The 15,905-nt window shown below is 73.8% G+C and carries 12 protein-coding genes; 6 read left to right on the top strand and 6 right to left on the bottom strand.

The genetic code is table 11. The features are described from left to right. Positions 1-41: 41 nt before the first annotated feature. Genes BLT52_RS13450 through BLT52_RS13440 form a run of 3 tightly spaced genes read right to left on the bottom strand, consistent with a single transcriptional unit; the run spans position 42 to position 4,365 of the window. A complete protein-coding gene (locus BLT52_RS13450; RefSeq protein WP_197679043.1) occupies positions 42-989 on the bottom strand; it encodes a carbohydrate ABC transporter permease in 948 nt (315 codons plus the stop codon). Further along, complete coding sequence (locus tag BLT52_RS13445) at positions 986-2,014, bottom strand: ABC transporter permease (RefSeq protein WP_090594280.1); 1,029 nt, start codon at positions 2,012-2,014, stop codon at positions 986-988. The genes BLT52_RS13450 and BLT52_RS13445 overlap by 4 nt, the downstream gene beginning before the upstream one ends. Next, positions 2,011-4,365 (bottom strand): beta-xylosidase/alpha-l-arabinosidase, encoded by a 2,355-nt coding sequence (locus BLT52_RS13440; protein WP_197679042.1) that lies wholly within the window; start codon positions 4,363-4,365, stop codon positions 2,011-2,013. The genes BLT52_RS13445 and BLT52_RS13440 overlap by 4 nt, the downstream gene beginning before the upstream one ends. Positions 4,366-4,692: 327 nt before the next feature. Here BLT52_RS13440 and BLT52_RS13435 point away from each other — a divergent pair, with 327 nt between their 5' ends. The 3 genes from BLT52_RS13435 to BLT52_RS13420 all read left to right on the top strand — a co-directional run bounded on the left by BLT52_RS13435 (position 4,693) and on the right by BLT52_RS13420 (position 8,960). Continuing rightward, on the top strand, positions 4,693-5,643 hold the full coding sequence (locus BLT52_RS13435; RefSeq protein WP_231946314.1) for a LacI family DNA-binding transcriptional regulator: 951 nt from the start codon (positions 4,693-4,695) through the stop codon (positions 5,641-5,643). 20 nt (positions 5,644-5,663) lie between these two features. Beyond that, positions 5,664-7,670, top strand: coding sequence for an alpha-glucuronidase (locus tag BLT52_RS13430; protein ID WP_090594276.1), 2,007 nt, complete (start codon positions 5,664-5,666; stop codon positions 7,668-7,670). Positions 7,671-8,759: 1,089 nt separating this feature from the next. After that, positions 8,760-8,960 (top strand): hypothetical protein, encoded by a 201-nt coding sequence (locus tag BLT52_RS13420; RefSeq protein WP_090594273.1) that lies wholly within the window; start codon positions 8,760-8,762, stop codon positions 8,958-8,960. Positions 8,961-9,130: 170 nt separating this feature from the next. Here the strand turns inward: BLT52_RS13420 and BLT52_RS13415 are convergent, their stop codons facing one another. After that, entirely contained in the window at positions 9,131-10,330 is a 1,200-nt protein-coding gene (locus BLT52_RS13415) for an MFS transporter (RefSeq protein ID WP_090594272.1), read from the bottom strand. 153 nt (positions 10,331-10,483) lie between these two features. Here BLT52_RS13415 and BLT52_RS13410 point away from each other — a divergent pair, with 153 nt between their 5' ends. Continuing rightward, the gene (locus tag BLT52_RS13410; RefSeq protein WP_090594270.1) at positions 10,484-11,194 is read left to right on the top strand and encodes a PepSY domain-containing protein; all 711 of its coding nucleotides are present in this window, start codon (positions 10,484-10,486) and stop codon (positions 11,192-11,194) included. A gap of 28 nt (positions 11,195-11,222) precedes the next feature. Here BLT52_RS13410 and BLT52_RS13405 read toward each other — a convergent pair whose 3' ends face one another. Further along, entirely contained in the window at positions 11,223-12,443 is a 1,221-nt protein-coding gene (locus BLT52_RS13405) for a cysteine desulfurase-like protein (protein WP_090594269.1), read from the bottom strand. A gap of 130 nt (positions 12,444-12,573) precedes the next feature. After that, positions 12,574-13,710, bottom strand: coding sequence for an ROK family transcriptional regulator (locus BLT52_RS13400; RefSeq protein ID WP_197679041.1), 1,137 nt, complete (start codon positions 13,708-13,710; stop codon positions 12,574-12,576). A 126-nt stretch (positions 13,711-13,836) separates the two neighbouring features. Between BLT52_RS13400 and xylA the strand changes: the two genes are divergently transcribed. Both xylA and BLT52_RS13390 read left to right on the top strand, forming a co-directional pair. Beyond that, complete coding sequence (gene xylA, locus BLT52_RS13395; protein WP_090594266.1) at positions 13,837-15,030, top strand: xylose isomerase; 1,194 nt, start codon at positions 13,837-13,839, stop codon at positions 15,028-15,030. 68 nt (positions 15,031-15,098) lie between these two features. Then, positions 15,099-15,875: a class I SAM-dependent DNA methyltransferase gene (locus BLT52_RS13390; RefSeq protein WP_231946313.1), complete on the top strand. Its 777-nt coding sequence runs from the start codon at positions 15,099-15,101 to the stop codon at positions 15,873-15,875. Positions 15,876-15,905 lie beyond the last annotated feature (30 nt).

The raw sequence follows: 15,905 nt of genomic DNA, 5'->3' as shown, positions 1-15,905 counted from the left end.
CTGTGTCGTGGGTGGTTGGGGAGTGCGGGGACGCAGGACGCTCAGCCCTTGACCGAGCCGAGCATCACGCCCGAGACGAAGTAGCGCTGGACGAAGGGGTAGACGCACAGGATCGGCAGCACGGTGAGCACCATCGTCACCGACTGGATGTTGGCCGCCACCTGGGCGACGTCGGCCCCGGCGCCGGCCGAGCTGGCCGTGGAGGCGCCGGCGATCAGGTTGCGCAGGTAGACCGTCACCGGGAAGAGCTCGGAGCGGTCCATGTAGAGGAACGCCTGGAACCAGGAGTTCCAGAACGAGACGGCGTAGAAGAGGACCATGGTGGCCAGCACCGCCTTGGACAGCGGCAGCACGACGTACCAGAGGGTCCCGTAGGTGTTCAGCCCGTCGATCTGGGCGGCCTCCTCCAGCTCCTCGGGGAGGTTCTCGAAGAAGGCCTTCATCACCAGCAGGTTGAACACCGAGATGGCGTTGGGCAGCACCACCGCCCACAGCGTGTTGCGCAGCCCGAGGCTGGAGATCAGCACGTAGTTGGGGATCAGCCCGCCGTTGAAGAACATGGTGAACACCGCGATGCCGATCAGCAGCCCGCGGCCGCGCAGCCGCTTCTTGCTCAGCACGTAGGCGTAGCAGGTGGTGAGCACGATGGCGATGACGGTGGCCACCACGGTGTAGACGACGGTGTTCTTGTAGTTGGTCCAGAACATCGAGTCCTGCATCACCAGCGCGTAGGTGGTGGTGTTGAACCCGCGCGGCACCAGGTTCACCTGGCCGGAGCGGATCGCGGACTCCGAGCTGAACGACTGGGCCAGGATGTTGAGGAAGGGGTACAGCGTCACCGCCACCACCCCCAGCAGGATGACCCCGTTGACCAGGGAGAAGGCCCGCTCCCCACGGGTGCGGCCGTCCGCGCCCGCACCGGAGCGGCGACGTCGTGCCCCGGCGGTGGTCCGGGCGTCGGCGAGGGTCACGACAGGTTTGGTGGTCACCACAGGCTCGTCCCCAGGAGTCGGCGCGAGATCGCGTTGGCGGACAGGATGAGGGTGAGGCCGATGACCGCCTCGAACATGCCGATCGCGGCGGCGTAGCTGAAGTTGTTGGACTCCAGCCCCACCCGGTACAGGTAGGTCGAGATCACGTCCGCGGTCGGGTAGGTCAGCGGGTTGTAGAGCAGCAGGATCTTCTCGAAGCCGACCGCCATGAAGGTGCCGATGTTGAGGATCAGCAGGGTCACCATGGTCGGGCGGATGCCGGTCAGGGTGACGTGCCAGGTCTGGCGCCAGCGGTTGGCACCGTCGATCCGGGCCGCCTCGTACAGGCTCGGGTCGATGGTGGTGAGCACCGCGAGGTAGAGGATCGTGCCCCAGCCGACGGTCTGCCACACCTCCGAGGAGACGTAGATGATGCGGAACCACTCCGGGCGCTGGATGAAGGGCACCGCCTCCCCGCCCAGCGCGCGGACGACCTGGTTGATGGTGCCGTCCAGGGACGTCAGCTGCATCACCATCCCGGCCACGATGACGATGGAGAGGAAGTGCGGGAGGTAGGACACCGTCTGCACGAAGCCCTTGAAGGCCCGGGTGCGGACTTCGTTGAGCAGCAGCGCCAGCATGATCGGCATCGGGAAGGTGATGGCCAGCGAGAGCAGCCCCAGGGTCAGGGTGTTGCCGAGCACCTGCCAGAAGGTCGGGTCGCTGAGGAAGAGCTCGACGTAGCGCAGCCCCACCCAGCTCTCGCCGAAGATGCTGCCTCCGGGCTGGAACCGCCGGAAGGCGATCACGTTGCCCGCCATCGGCACGTAGCGGAAGACCAGGAAGAAGACCAGCGGCAGCAGGGCCAGGGAGTACAGCTGCCAGTCCCGGCGGAGCGCGGTGCCCAGCGGCACCCGGGTGGAGCGGCGCGGACGCCGTCGCCGGGGTGCGTCGCGCTCGGCGGCGGTGGCCAGGGCGGTCGCCTCGACCGGTCCGGTGGCGCGGCTGCCGTCGGGGGCCAGCGCCGGGTCCTGCAGCGTCATGCCACGTCCTCCTCGTCGAGGGGCTCCAGGGCCTGCGCGGTCGTGGGGCCGACCTCGACCCGGCTGAGCAGCTGGCGCCCCGGCCCGGTCTCACGCAGCGGGCCGACCATCTCCACCGCGAGCCGGGTGTGGACGTCGCTGCTGGAGCGGGCGACCCGCAGCTCCACCGCCCCGGGTTCGACCACCCGGCGTCCGGCCAGCCCGGTGAAGGAGGCCAGGTCGGCCGGCACGGTCAGGGTGAGGCGTGCCGAGGCGCCGGGCTCCAGCTCGACGCGGGCGTAGCCGACCAGCCGCTCGACCGGGCGGGTGACCTGGGCCACGGGGTCGTGCAGGTAGAGCTGGACCACGTCGGCGCCGGCCCGGTCGCCGGTGTTGGTCACCGTCAGCCCCACCGGCAGGTCCCCGTCCACCGGCCAGGTGGCGGGTGCCTCGACGTCGCTCCAGTCGAAGGAGGTGAAGGACAGCCCGTGACCGAAGGGGAACAGCGGGGTGGGGTCGAGGTTGGAGACGTCGGAGCGGCGGGCCAGCGGGGCGGCCAGGTAGGTGGTCGGCTGGGCGCCGGGGTCGGCGGGCACGCTGACCGGCAGCCGGCCCGACGGGCAGACCCGGCCGGTGAGCACGTCGACCACGGCCTCCGCGCCGCGCTGCCCGGGGAAGAAGGTCTGCACGACCGCGCCGGCCGCCTCGAACCCGCCCAGGGCGTAGGGGCGTCCGCTGACCACGAGCAGCACCGTCGGGGTGCCGGTGGCCAGCACCCGCGTGACCAGCTCGTGCTGGAGGCCCGGCAGCCGCAGGTCCGGGGCGTCGCAGCCCTCGCCGGAGGTGCCGCGGCCGAAGAGCCCGGAGCGGTCCCCCACCACGACGACGCAGACGTCGGCGGACCGGGCCGCCGCGACGGCCCCGTCCAGACCGGAGTCGTCCGGGCCGTCCACCGAGCAGCCCTCGGCGTGGTCCACGGCGAACCCGTCGGTTCGCAGGCGCTCCCGCACCGTGGGGATCTCCAGGCCGAGGGCGACGCCGGGGTGCTGGCGGCCGACGTGGACGGGGAAGGTGTAGCAGCCGAGCACCGCCATCGGGTCGTCGGCCAGCGGCCCGACCAGGGCGAGCCGGGTCCCGGGACGCAGCGGCAGCAGCGCGTCGTCGTTGCGGAGGAGCACCACCGACTCCCGGGCCAGCCGCAGGGCCAGCTCGCGGGAGTCCTCGGTGTCCAGGACCAGCGGGTCGGGGGTGGCCGGCGTCCAGTCCGGGTCGAGCAGCCCGAGCTCGGCCTTCTGGGTCAGCACCCGGAGCAGGGCGCGGTCGACCAGGGCCTCGGGCACCTTCCCGGCCTCCACCAGGGCCTGCAGGGGTCCGGTGTAGGCGTCGCCGTTGGGGAGCTCGACGTCGACCCCGGCCCGCAGCGCCAGCGCCGCCGCCTCCCCGGGACCGGCGGCCACCCGGTGCAGCGTCTCCAGGAAGCGGACCCCGAAGTAGTCGGCCACGACGGTGCCGGTGAAGCCCCACCGGTCCCGCAGCAACCCGGTCAGGAGCTCCTCGTCGGCCGCGCTCGGCACCCCGTCCAGCTCGGTGTAGGAGTGCATCACCGAGCGGGCGCCGCCGTGGCGCAGCGCGGTCTCGAAGGGCGGGAGGACGACGTCGGCCAGCTCGCGCGGCCCGATCGAGACCGGGGCCAGGTTGCGGGCCGCCCGGGAGCCGGCGTACCCGGCGAAGTGCTTGAGGGTGGCCACCAGCCCGGTGCCCTCGAGCCCGGCGACGTAGGCCGCGCCGAGCGTGGCCACCAGGTAGGGGTCCTCGCCGATGGTCTCCTCGGTGCGTCCCCAGCGGGGGTCGCGGGTGACGTCCAGCACGGGAGCCAGTCCCTGGTGGACGCCGGCGGCGCGCATCGAGGCACCGATGGACCGGGCCACCTCCTCGACCAGCTCGGGGTGGAAGGCCGCCCCCCAGGCCAGCGGCGCGGGGTAGACGGTGGCCTGCCAGGCGGCGAACCCGGTCAGGCACTCCTCGTGCACCAGGGCCGGGAGCCCGAAGCGGCTGGCCGCCACCACCTGCTGCTGGGCGGCGGCGAGCGAGCGCGCGGCGACGGTGGGCTCGACCGGGACGGTGCCGTAGGGACGGGTGAGCTGGCCCAGGCCGTGCTGGATCGCGTCCTCCCAGACCACGGGGGCGGCCATCTCGGCCTGGCGGGGGGCGACCCCGCCCCCGGAGGCATCGGCACCGACCCACAGCCCGACGAGCTGGGCCAGCTTCTCCGGGAGGGTCATCCGCGCCGCGAGGTCCTCAGCCCGCACCTCCGCCGGCAGCGAGACGTCCTGCCAGAGGGCGGTGCCCTCCGACGCTCCTCGATCGACCACGTGGGACTCCCTCGTCCATCGGCCGAAAGTTTCGACCGCTACTGGTTATGTTTCGACCATAAGTCGACGTCCGGCTGACCGTCAAGCAGCAGTCCGCTCTCGGTACCGGGTGTCGTGCGTCGCAGAGGTGCGAGTGGCGGGCGCCACGCGGGAGGAGGGTTTCACGCGCCCCGGGACGCAGACTGCTGCTACCGTTCCGATAGTTGCGGTCCTCGACGTCCTCAGTAGAAGGTGGCCATGCCCTCCTCGCCCTCCTCGACCAGCGGTGGTCGGGCCGGCCCGACCATCTCCACCATCGCGGCGGAGGTCGGGGTGTCGGTGCCCACCGTGTCCAAGGTGCTGAACGGCCGTTCCGACGTCGCCCCCGAGACCCGGGCGAGGATCGAGGAGGCGCTGCAGCGCAGCGGCTACCAGCGACGCCGCTCCCAGCCCCAGGGGACGTCACCGCCCCTGATCGACCTGGTCTTCCACGAGATCGGGTCGGCCTGGGCGATGGAGATCGTGCGGGGGGTCGAGGAGGCCGCCTCGCGGGCCGGCGTCGGCGTCGTGCTCTCGACGCTGGGCGGTCGCCACAGCCCCGAGCAGGGGTGGATGGACCGGGTGCTGGCCCGCCGCCCGGTCGGGGTGATCCTGGTCCTCTCCACCCTGGACCCGACCCAGCGCCACCAGCTGGAGAGCCGCTCGATCCCGTTCGTGGTGGTGGACACCGACGGCGAGACCCCGGCCGACGTGGCCACCGTCGGCTCCAACAACTGGCACGGCGGGCTGTCGGCCACCCGGCACCTGCTCCAGCTCGGGCACCGGCGGGTGGCGATGGCCTCCGGCCCCGTGGACGTGCTGTGCTCCCGCGCCCGGGTGGACGGTTTCGGCAGCGCCCACGACGAGCTGGGGGTGCCGGTCGACCCCACCCTGGTCCGCTACGAGAACTTCACCATGGAGGGTGGCTACCGGCACGGACGCGCCCTGCTCACCCGCGAGGACCGTCCCACGGCCGTCTTCGCCGGTTCCGACATGCAGGCCCTCGGGGTGCTGAGGGCGGCCCGGGAGCTGGGGCTGCGGGTCCCGGAGGACCTGTCGCTGGTGGGCTACGACGACCTGCCGCTGTCGGCCTGGGTCGACCCGCCGCTGACCACCGTGCACCAGCCGCTGCACGCGATGGCCGCCACCGCCACCCGGATGGTCCTCGAACCCAGCCCCACCCTCGGTGCCTCGCTGCGCCGGGTGGACCTGGCCACGGACCTGGTGGTCCGCTCCAGCACCGCCCCTCCCCCGTCCTGACCCCGATCCCAGGAGCGACGATGCCCTCCCCGATCCACGCCGCCTGGCTGCCCGAGGACGCCACCACCGCACTGGCGACCGCCGTCCACGTGTCCGGCACCGGCCCGCTGGTGGCCACGGTCAGCGACGAGGCCCGCGCCGCCACGCGGCTGCACGGCGGTCACCTCGAGCCGGACCCGACGGCGGCCAGGCTGCTGCTGCTCACCCTGGACCTGGCCCGGGCGCTCGCCGGGGAGCCCGCCGTCGCCCGGGCGCTGGAGGCGCTCGACGACGACGGCCCCAGCTGCCCCGAGCGGTACGCGATCGCGCGCGACGGGGACCGCACGGCCGTGGTCGGCGAGGACGACCACGGCCTGCTCCACGGCACCTTCGCGCTGCTGCGCCACCGGGGCGAGGAGGACGTCGTGGTCCGCCGCCCGGCGCACCGCAGCCGGATGCTGGACCACTGGGACAACATGGTCAGCCACCCGGTGATGGGCACCGTCGAGCGCGGCTACGCCGGGGACTCGCTCTTCTTCGCCGACGGCGACGTGCGGGCCGACCTCGGCCGGGTCGCCGGCTACGCCCGCCTGCTGGCCTCGATCGGCGTCAACCGGGTGGCGGTGAACAACGTCAACGTGCACCGCGCCGAGACCGAGCTGCTGGGCCCGCGGTTGGCCGACGTCGCCCGGATCGCCGACGTGCTGCGCCGCTGGGGCATCCGGCTGCACCTGTCGGTCAGCTTCGCCTCCCCGATCGTGCTCGGCGGGCTGTCCACCGCGGACCCGCTGGCCGAGGAGGTGGCCCGCTGGTGGACGGAGGCGGCCGGGCGCGTCTACGCCGCCGTCCCCGACTTCGGCGGCTTCGTGGTCAAGGCCGACTCCGAGGGCCAGCCCGGCCCGTTCGCCTACGGCCGCGACCACGCCGACGGCGCGAACGTGCTGGCCCGGGCCCTGGCCCCGCACGGCGGGGTGGTGCACTGGCGGGCCTTCGTCTACGACCACCGTCAGGACTGGCGTGACCGGAGCACCGACCGGGCCCGCGCCGCCTCGGACCACTTCGCCCCGCTGGACGGCCGCTTCGAGCCCGACGTCGTGCTGCAGGTCAAGCACGGCCCGATCGACTTCCAGGTCCGCGAGCCCGTGTCCCCGGTGCTGGCGGCGGTGCCCGCCACCACCGTCGCCGTGGAGCTGCAGCTCACCCAGGAGTACACCGGGCAGCAGCGCCACGTCTGCTACCTGGGCCCGGCCTGGTCGGAGGTGCTGACCTTCGGGCTGGCCGAGCGGGGCACCCGTCCGGTGCACGAGCTGGTGGCGGGCGGTGTGGTCGGGGTCGCCAACGTGGGCACCGACGAGTTCTGGACCGGTCACCCGCTGGCCCAGGCCAACCTGTTCGCCTTCGGCGCGCTCGCCTGGGACCCCACCGCCGACCCCGACGCGGTGCTGCGGGAGTGGGCGGCAGCCACCTTCGGGCCGGACGACGAGGACGTCGTCGACACGGTCTGCGCGATGATGACCGACTCCTGGGCGACCTACGAGTCCTACACCGCGCCACTGGGGGTCGGCTTCATGGTGCGCCCGGGACACCACTACGGGCCCGACGTCGACGGCTACGAGTACACCCCCTGGGGCACGTACCACTTCGCCGACCGCGACGGCATCGGCGTGGACCGCACCCGTGCCACCGGGACGGGGTTCACCGGCCAGTACCCCTCCCCCTGGCGCGAGCGCTACGAGGACCTGGCCAGCTGCCCCGACGAGCTGCTGCTCTTCTTCCACCACGTGCCCTGGACCCACCGGCTGCACAGCGGGCGGACGGTCGTCCAGCACGTCTACGACACCCACCTCGCCGGGGTGGAGCGGGTGGAGGAGCTGGTGCGGCAGTGGGCCGGTCTGGAGGGCCGGGTCGAGGCCGACCTCTTCGCCCGGGTGCAGGAGCGGCTGGCCGAGCAGCGGCGCTCGGCCCAGGAGTGGTGCGACCAGCTCTGCACCTACGTGTGGCGCCACTCCGGTGTCCCCGACGAGCACGGTCGCCCGATCCACCCCTGACCTAGCCGCGGCCCGAGCCGGGTCGACCTGGGACGAGCCGGGAGGGGCGAGTGGCCCCCAGACGTCGCCTCCCACGTCCCCCACGCGACCCATCGAGGCCACTCGCCGCGCGGATAGCGGCTCCTAGTCGACGAGGGCTGCCGTCGGTGGCGGGCATCTCTGAGCCCAGACGCGGCGAGTGGCCCCGAAACGTCGCCTCCAACATCGCTCAGGCGACCCATCGGGGCCACTCGCCGCACGGATGGCGGCTCCCGGTCAGCGAGGGCTCACGTCGCGGGCCCTGACGTCCACGAGCCCGGACGCGGCGAGTGACCCCCAGACGTCGCCTCCCTCGTCCCCCACGCGACCCATCGGGGCCACCCGCCGCACGGACAGCGGCTCCCGGGTGCAAGAGCGGCTGGGCGAGCAGCGCGCTCGCCCCAGGAGTGGTGCGACGAGCTCCGCACCTACGTCCTGCGCCACTCTGGCGTCCCCGACGAGCGCTGTCGCCCGATCCACTCCTGACCGACACCCGACGGCCGGGTCCGGTCGACCTGAGAGAGCCGGAAGGGGCGAGTGGCCCCAAGACGTCGCCTTCCAGCTCCCCCACGCGACCCATCGGGGCCACTCGCAGCAGGGACGGCGGCTCCCGAGTGCAGGAGCGGGTGGCCCGAGCAGCGCGCTCGCCCCAGGAGTGGTGCGACGAGCTCCGCACCTACGTCCTGCGCCACTCCGGCCTCCCCGACGAGCGCCGTCGCCCGATCCACTCCTGACCGACACCCGACGGCCGGGTCCGGTCGACCTGGGACGAGCCGGAAGGGGCGAGTGGCCCCAAGACGTCGCCTTCCAGCTCCCCCACGCGACCCATCGGGGCCACTCGCCCCACGGATCGCGGCTCCCCGACAATGAGGGCTCTCGTCACGGGCCGCGACTCCCGGGAACCCGGACGCGAGTGGCCCCGAGACGTCGTGTCCCACATCCCCCAGACGACCCATCGGGGCCACTCGCCGCCCGGACGGCGGCGCCGGTCAGGGAGGCACGTCACCGGGCGACTTGCTGGATCAGCAAGAGTGCTTGCTGCGAGGACGCGACCGAGCGGAGACTCGCGGTATGACGAGCTCAGCTGACCGACAGGTCGATCACGCACCGACGCCCGAGCAGGACGGCCGACGGGGCAGCCAGCGGTGGTTCACCCCCGAGCAGGAGGCCGAGAACTGCGCCCGCCTGCTGGGTCACCGCCGCCACGGTCTGGACTCGCTGCTGCCGGCGAGCGCCACCGCGTCGAGCCCCTCGGGCCCGTCCACCCGGTGAGGTCCCCGAACCCTCCGACGCCGGTGACGCGGCCACCCGCGCGGCGGCGTCGTCGCGACGGGGCCGCAGGTCTCATCCGCCGCCGACCCCGGTCGCGCGGAGGCGACGTCACGCCGGGCCGGGACGCCTCCGACGCCTCCGCCCGGCGGGGCCCAGGGTGCTCGCGAGCCTCAGGCGTCGACCGGCACCGGCACCGGACGCGGGGTGGCCGTGGGCTCGACCGGGGCGCGGCCGGTGACGTCCAGGCGGGTGGCCCAGGCGAGCACACCCAACCCGGCGGCCGCCAGCACCGCGGCCACCAGGGCCGGGGAGGCGTAGCCGAACCCCAGCCCGATCGCCGTGCCCCCGAGGAAGGCGCCGAGCGCGTTGCCGGTGTTGAAGGCGGCCTGCATCGCGGCCGAGGCCATGCTGGCCCCGCCGCCGGCGGCCACGATCACCCGGGTCTGGATCGGGGCGCCCATCATGAACCCGCTGAAGGCGAAGAGGAAGACGCCGACGGCAGCAGCCACCGGGGACGCGGCGAAGGCGAACAGCAGCAGGTAGACCACCGCCTGGGCCGAGAAGCCGATCACCAGCGTCCGCTGCACCGACCAGTCCGCCAGCCGTCCGCCCAGCGCGTTGCCGGCCGTGGCGCCGAGACCGAAGAGCACCAGCACCCAGGGCACGCTGCCCTCGGCGAAGCCGGCGACCTCGGTGAGCAGCGGGGAGACGTAGCTGAGCACGGTGAAGGTGCTGCCGAAGCCGACGACGGTGATGAGCAGGGTCAGCCAGACCTGGCTGCGGCGGAAGGCGGCGAGCTGGTCGCTGAGCGGACCGTCGGCGCTGGCGACCGCGGGGACGGCGACGGCCACGGCGGCGATGGTCAGCACGCCGATCACCGCGACCAGCCCGTAGGTGGCGCGCCAGCCCACGGCCTGGCCGACCCAGGTGCCCAGCGGGACCCCGACCACGTTGGCCACGGTCAGCCCGCCGAACAGCAGCGCCACGGCGCGTCCCTGGCGTCCGGCCGGTGCCAGCGACCGGGCCACCAGGGCGGCCGCACCGAAGAAGGCGCCGTGGGCCAGCCCGGTCCCGAAGCGGGCGGCGACGAGGGCCTCGAAGGTGGGGGCGACCACGGTGGCCAGGTGGGCCAGGGTGAAGAGCCCCAGCAGGGCGAGCAGGACCCGCTTGCGGGGCCAGCGGTGGGTGAGGGCGATCAGCGTGGGGGCGCCGACCACGACCCCGACGGCGTAGCCGGTGATCAGCCAGCCGGCGGTGGGGATGGACACCCCGAACGTCGCGGCCATGTCGGGCAGCAGCCCCATGGCGACGAACTCCGTGGTGCCGAACCCGAAGGCGCCGATGGCGAGGACCCAGACAGCGAGCGGCATGGCGGTTTCTTCCCGGTGGTGCGTGCGAGGGGTCGAGCAGCGCACCGTCGCGAGCCGATGCCCCCATCCTGCCCCTCCCGGTCCGCCACGCCCAGCGGGCGGCCCTCCCGGGCGGCGTGACGGTGGTCACGGTCCGGCCGTACGCTCCAGCCCATGACGACGTCCTCGCGCTCCTTCGCCGCCGCCCTGGGTCTGGCCGCGCTCGCCCTCACCGCCGGCTGCGCCGGGCAGACGCCGGGTGCTGGATCCACCCCGCCGGCCAGCACGTCGGTGAGCACCCCCGGAGCCAGCTCCTCGGCCCCGGCCGGCAGCGCCACCCCCGGTGCCTCCCCCTCCGCCTCCCCCGACGACGACTCGGCCTCGCCCAGCGCCCCGGGCAGCGGCTCCCCCTCCCCGAGCGGGTCGGCGTCGCCCTCGGCCAGCCCGTCGGGCTCGGCCAGCAGCCCCCTGCTCAGGGCCGCCGAGTCCGCCCTGGTCGCCGTGCCGGGCGGGCGCGTCAGCTCGATCGAGAGCGAGCGCGGTGGTCAGTCCTGGGAGGTGCACGTGCTCACCGAGGACGGCGCGGAGCGGCAGCTGCGGCTGTCCGGCGACGGCTCGGAGGTCACCTCCGACACCGCGGAGAACACCGACGACGACGACCGCACCGAGAACCAGGTGCTGTACGGCGCCGAGGTCGACCACGTCGCGGCGGCCGAGGCGGTGCTGGCCGAGGAGCCCGGAGGGGTCATCAGCGAGCTCGAGCTGGACGAGGACGACGACGGCGCGCTCACCTGGGAGGCCGGCGTCGAGACCGGGGCCGAGCGCCGCGACGTCACGGTGGACGCGGCCAGCGGCGAGGTGCTCGACAACGACCTCGACGACTGAGCCACCTCCGGAACCGTCCGGGGTTGCGTCAGCCGAGCGCCGCCGCCATCCCGGCCAGCAGCCGGTCCACGTCCTTGTCGCTCGTGTACGGCGCCAGCCCGAGCCTGATCGGGCTGGGCTCGTCCAGACCGAGACGGCGGAACGGCTCGTCGGCGTAGAACGCCCCACCGGGGGCGAGCACGTCGCGGGCGGCCAGGGAGGCCGAGATCTCCGCGCACGAGGCGCCCTGCACCGTCACCAGCAGCGTCGGGGTGCGCTCCGCCGCCCGGGCGTGCTGCACCACCCGGGGCCCGAGGTCGGCCAGACCGTCCTCGAGGCGCCGGCGCAGCCGCAGCTCGTGCTCCTCCAGGGCGGCCATCGAGCGGGCGAGCCGGTGCCGGCGCGGCAGGTCCTCCCCGCCCGCGGCCAGGTCGGCCAGCACGTCGACCGCGGCCGTCACCCCGGCCAGCTGCTCGTAGGGCAGCGTGCCCAGCTCGAAGCGCTCGGGGACGACGTCGGAGGAGGGGGCCAGCTTGTCCGGGCGGAGCCCCTCCAGCACCTCGGGACGCCCGGTGAGCACCCCGCAGTGCGGCCCGAGGAACTTGTACGGCGAGCAGACCAGCAGGTCCGCGCCCAGCTCCGCGAGGTCGACCAGCGCGTGCGGCACCAGGTGCACCGCGTCCACCCAGACCAGCGCGCCCACCGCGTGCGCCCGGTCGCTGACCTCGCGCACCGGCGGCCGGGTGCCGATCAGGTTCGACGCCCCGGTCACCGCGACCAGCCGGGTGCGGGGCCCCAGCGCGGCGTCGAGGGTGTCGAGGTCGAGCTCCCCGGTGGCCGGGTCGAGGTCCACCCAGCGCACGGTGGCACCGGCCCAGGCGGCGGCCTGGCGCCAGGGGCTCAGGTTGGCGTCGTGCTCCAGCCGGGTGAGCACCACCTCGTCGCCGGGCGCCCAGTCCGCAGCCAGCGCCCGGGAGAAGTCGTAGGTCAGGGCGGTGGCGCTGCGTCCGTGCACCACCGTGGAGGCCGGCACCCCGAGCAGGTCGGCGCCGGCCCGGCGGAAGCCCTGCACCGCCTCCTCGGCCCGCTGCTGGGAGAGCACCGAGGACCCGCGGATGGAGAGCGGACCGGTCAGCGTCGCCGCCACCGCCTCCCCCACCTGCCGCGGCGTCTGGGTGCCGCCGGGCCCGTCGAAGTGGGCGATGCCGGAGGCGAGCGAGGGGAACCAGGAGCGCACGCGCTGGACGTCGAGGGTCGCGTCGGGGGTCATGGCAGCAGCCTGCCAGGGACGTCGCCCGCGACCGCACCGGCGCCCGGTCCGAGGAGCGGCGGAGCGGCTACGGCGCCCAGCCGGCGGGCCCGGACCTGCGGGCACGGACCGGCGGTCCGGAGCGGTGGGCTCAGACCGTCAGCGCCGAGCGCGACGGCCGGGGCGTGGCCTGGGTCACCACCTGCTCCAGCACCAGCTCCGCCGCACCCACCAGCAGCAGGTCCGGACCGAGCGCGGCCCGCACCACGGTGACGCTCTCCCAGGCCGGGCGCAGGGCCTGGCGCGCCACCGCCTCGCGGAAGTGGTCGGGGTCGAGGGAGAACATGATGCCCAGGAAGCCTCCGAGCACCACCCGCTCGGGGTTGAAGACGTTGATCATGTCCCGCACACCGGTGCTCAGCACCCCGAGCTGGCGCCGCACCTCGTGGGTCACCTCCGCGCGCGGGTCGGTGCTCAGCGCCTGCTCCAGGCGCTCGTCGGTGGCGTGGGCCCAGCCCAGCAGGTCCAGCAGCCGGCGCCGGCTGACGGCGTCCTCGAGCTCGCTGGAGTCCCGGGTGCTGCTGTGCCCGAGCTCGCCGGCGTAGCCGTCGGCACCCAGCAGCATCCGGTCGTCGACGATGACCCCGCCGCCGATGCCGCTGGAGCCGCCGTTGATGTAGAGCACGTGGGAGGCCCCGCGCGCGGCCCCGAAGAGGTGCTCGGCCCGGGCGCCCAGGTTGGCGTCGTTGCCGGCGCGCACCGGCAGACCAGTGGCCTCCTCGAGCATCGCGGCCAGCGGCTCCTCGCGCCAGTGCAGGTGGGGCGCCCAGCGCACCACCCCGTCGCCGGACCGCACCAGCCCCGGCACCGCCACCCCGAGCCCGGACGGCTGCCAGGAAGGCCCTCGTCCGGCCCGCAGCCGGGACAGGCAGAGCTGTACCGCGGCCACCGCCTCCTGCACGCTGGGCGCGGCCGAGGTCTCGACACGGAGCTGCTGCTGCACCCGGCCGGTGAGGTCCACCACGGCGACCGTGACCGCGTCCACCTCGGTCACCGCGGCCACCGCCGTCACGTCGGGGTCGGTGCGCACCACCGGGCTGGGCCGGCCCACCTGGCGGGTGGCGTCAGGAGCCTCCTCCCGCACCAGCCCGCGTTCCACCAGCTCGGCCACCACGGCCGCCACGGTGGAGCGGTTCAGCCCGGTCTCCCGGGTCAGCTGGGCGCGCGAGGCCGGTCCCTCGCGGTGCACGCGCTCGAGGATGAGCGCCAGGTTGCCCTCGGTCGCCACAGCGCCTCCTCCCTCGGTCGAGCGTATTTCGCTGACGCATCATCGCGCACCGTCCGACCCGCCGTTGACAGGCTTTCCGCGGCGGATTAAGTTGGAGGCTCCAACTTATCGAGAATGGGATCATCGATGACGCTCACGCCCACTCCTGCCGACAAGTTCTCCTTCGGTCTCTGGACCATCGGCTACACCGGCGCCGACCCGTTCGGCGGACCGACCCGCAAGGACCTCGACGTCGTCCGCGGCGTGGAGAAGCTCGCCGAGGCCGGGGCCTGGGGCCTCACCTTCCACGACGACGACCTCTTCGCCTTCGGCAGCACCGACGCCGAGCGGCAGCACCAGATCGACCGGCTCAAGCAGGCCATGGCCGACACCGGCATCGTGGTGCCGATGGTGACCACCAACCTGTTCTCCGCCCCGGTGTTCAAGGACGGCGGCTTCACCTCCAACGACCGCGCGGTGCGACGCTTCGCCCTCCGCAAGGTGCTGCGCAACATCGACCTGGCCGCCGAGCTCGGCGCCACCACCTTCGTGATGTGGGGTGGCCGCGAGGGCGCGGAGTACGACACCGCCAAGGACGTCCAGGCCGCGCTGCAGCGCTACCGCGAGGCCGTCAACCTGCTGTCGGAGTACGTGGTCGACCGCGGCTACGACATGCGCTTCGCCATCGAGCCCAAGCCCAACGAGCCCCGCGGTGACATCCTGCTCCCGACCCTGGGCCACGCCCTGGCCTTCATCGAGACCCTGGAGCGGCCCGAGCTGGTCGGGCTCAACCCCGAGGTCGGCCACGAGCAGATGGCCGGGCTGAACTTCACCGCCGGCGTGGCGCAGGCGCTGGACGCCGGGAAGCTCTTCCACATCGACCTCAACGGCCAGCGCTCGATCAAGTACGACCAGGACCTGGTCTTCGGGCACGGCGACGTGCAGAACGCCTTCTCCCTGGTCGACCTGCTGGAGAACGGCGGCCCGGGTGGCGGACCCTCCTACGAGGGGCCCCGCCACTTCGACTACAAGCCCAGCCGCACCGAGGACGACCAGGGCATCTGGGACTCCGTGGCCGCCAACATGCGCACCTACCTCCTGCTCAAGGAGCGCGCCGCGGCCTTCCGGGCCGACCCCGAGGTCCAGGAGGCCCTGGCCACGGCCAAGGTCGCCGAGCTGCGCGAGCCGACCCTGGACGCCGGCGAGGGCTACGAGCAGCTGCTGGCCGACCGCAGCGCCTACGAGGACTTCGACGCCGAGGCCTACTTCCACGGCCACGGCTTCGGCTTCGTCCGGCTGCAGCAGCTGATGATCGAGCACCTGATGGGCGCCCGCGGCTGACCCGCTCTCCCCGGGTCCACCCGAAACCGGGTGGACCCGGGGAACTCCCGCCCGGCAGGGTCGGCGGCATGGACCGTGATCCCGTCTGGTCGATGACGCAGCAGGAGCTCTGGGACGAGGAGACCGCCCGGGGCTACGACACCCCCGGCAGCGGGATGTTCTCCACCGAGGTCCTCGGACCGACCGTGGACCGGCTGGCCGGGCTGGCCGACGGCGGCCCCGCCCTGGAGCTGGCCATCGGCACCGGCCGGGTGGCCGTGCCGCTGCACCGACGCGGGGTCCCGGTCACCGGCATCGAGCTGTCCACCGCGATGATCGGGCAGCTGCGCCAGAAGGTCCCCGAGGCCGAGATCCCGGTGGTGCAGGGCGACATGGCCACCGCCACCGCGCCGGGTGACTACACGCTGGTCTACCTCGTCTTCAACACCATCGGGAACCTGCTGTCCCAGGCCGAGCAGGTCGCCTGCGTCCGCAACGCCGCCCGCCACCTGCGCCCGGGCGGCTGCTTCGTGGTCGAGCTGATGGTCCCCGGGCTCCGGGTGCTGCCGCCGGGGAAGACGGCCTCGGTCTTCACCGCCGAGCCGGGCTACCTCGGCGTGGACACCTACGACGTGGTCGAGCAGCTGCTGGTCTCCTCCCACGTCACCTTCGGGGCCGGGCGCGAGGCCCGGATCGGGCGGACACCGCAGCGCTACGTCTGGCCGGCCGAGCTCGACCTGATGGCCCAGCTGGCCGGCCTGCAGCTGGAGAGCCGGCACGCGGACTGGGAGGGCGGCCCCTTCACCGCCGACTCCCCCTCCCACGTCTCGGTCTACCGTCGTCCCGCCGACCCCGCCACCGGCTGATCACGGACCGCCCACCGCGTGACCGGTGCC

It is taken from the genome of Auraticoccus monumenti (genome assembly GCF_900101785.1).
GTDB classification, from domain to species: Bacteria; Actinomycetota; Actinomycetes; order Propionibacteriales; family Propionibacteriaceae; genus Auraticoccus; species Auraticoccus monumenti.
Note: the sequence above shows the minus strand (reverse complement) of the source record. Positions and strands in the feature narration are given on the sequence as shown.

Bases quoted from the DNA above. Each gene is read 5' to 3' on its own strand.
- BLT52_RS13445 (WP_090594280.1), bottom strand. From the start codon at position 2,014: ATGACGCTGCAGGACCCGGCGCTGGCCCCCGACGGCAGCCGCGCCACC.
- BLT52_RS13430 (WP_090594276.1), top strand. From the start codon at position 5,664: ATGCCCTCCCCGATCCACGCCGCCTGGCTGCCCGAGGACGCCACCACC.
- BLT52_RS13420 (WP_090594273.1), top strand. From the start codon at position 8,760: ATGACGAGCTCAGCTGACCGACAGGTCGATCACGCACCGACGCCCGAG.
- BLT52_RS13415 (WP_090594272.1), bottom strand. From the start codon at position 10,330: ATGCCGCTCGCTGTCTGGGTCCTCGCCATCGGCGCCTTCGGGTTCGGC.
- BLT52_RS13410 (WP_090594270.1), top strand. From the start codon at position 10,484: ATGACGACGTCCTCGCGCTCCTTCGCCGCCGCCCTGGGTCTGGCCGCG.
- BLT52_RS13405 (WP_090594269.1), bottom strand. From the start codon at position 12,443: ATGACCCCCGACGCGACCCTCGACGTCCAGCGCGTGCGCTCCTGGTTC.
- xylA (WP_090594266.1), top strand. From the start codon at position 13,837: ATGACGCTCACGCCCACTCCTGCCGACAAGTTCTCCTTCGGTCTCTGG.
- BLT52_RS13390 (WP_231946313.1), top strand. From the start codon at position 15,099: ATGGACCGTGATCCCGTCTGGTCGATGACGCAGCAGGAGCTCTGGGAC.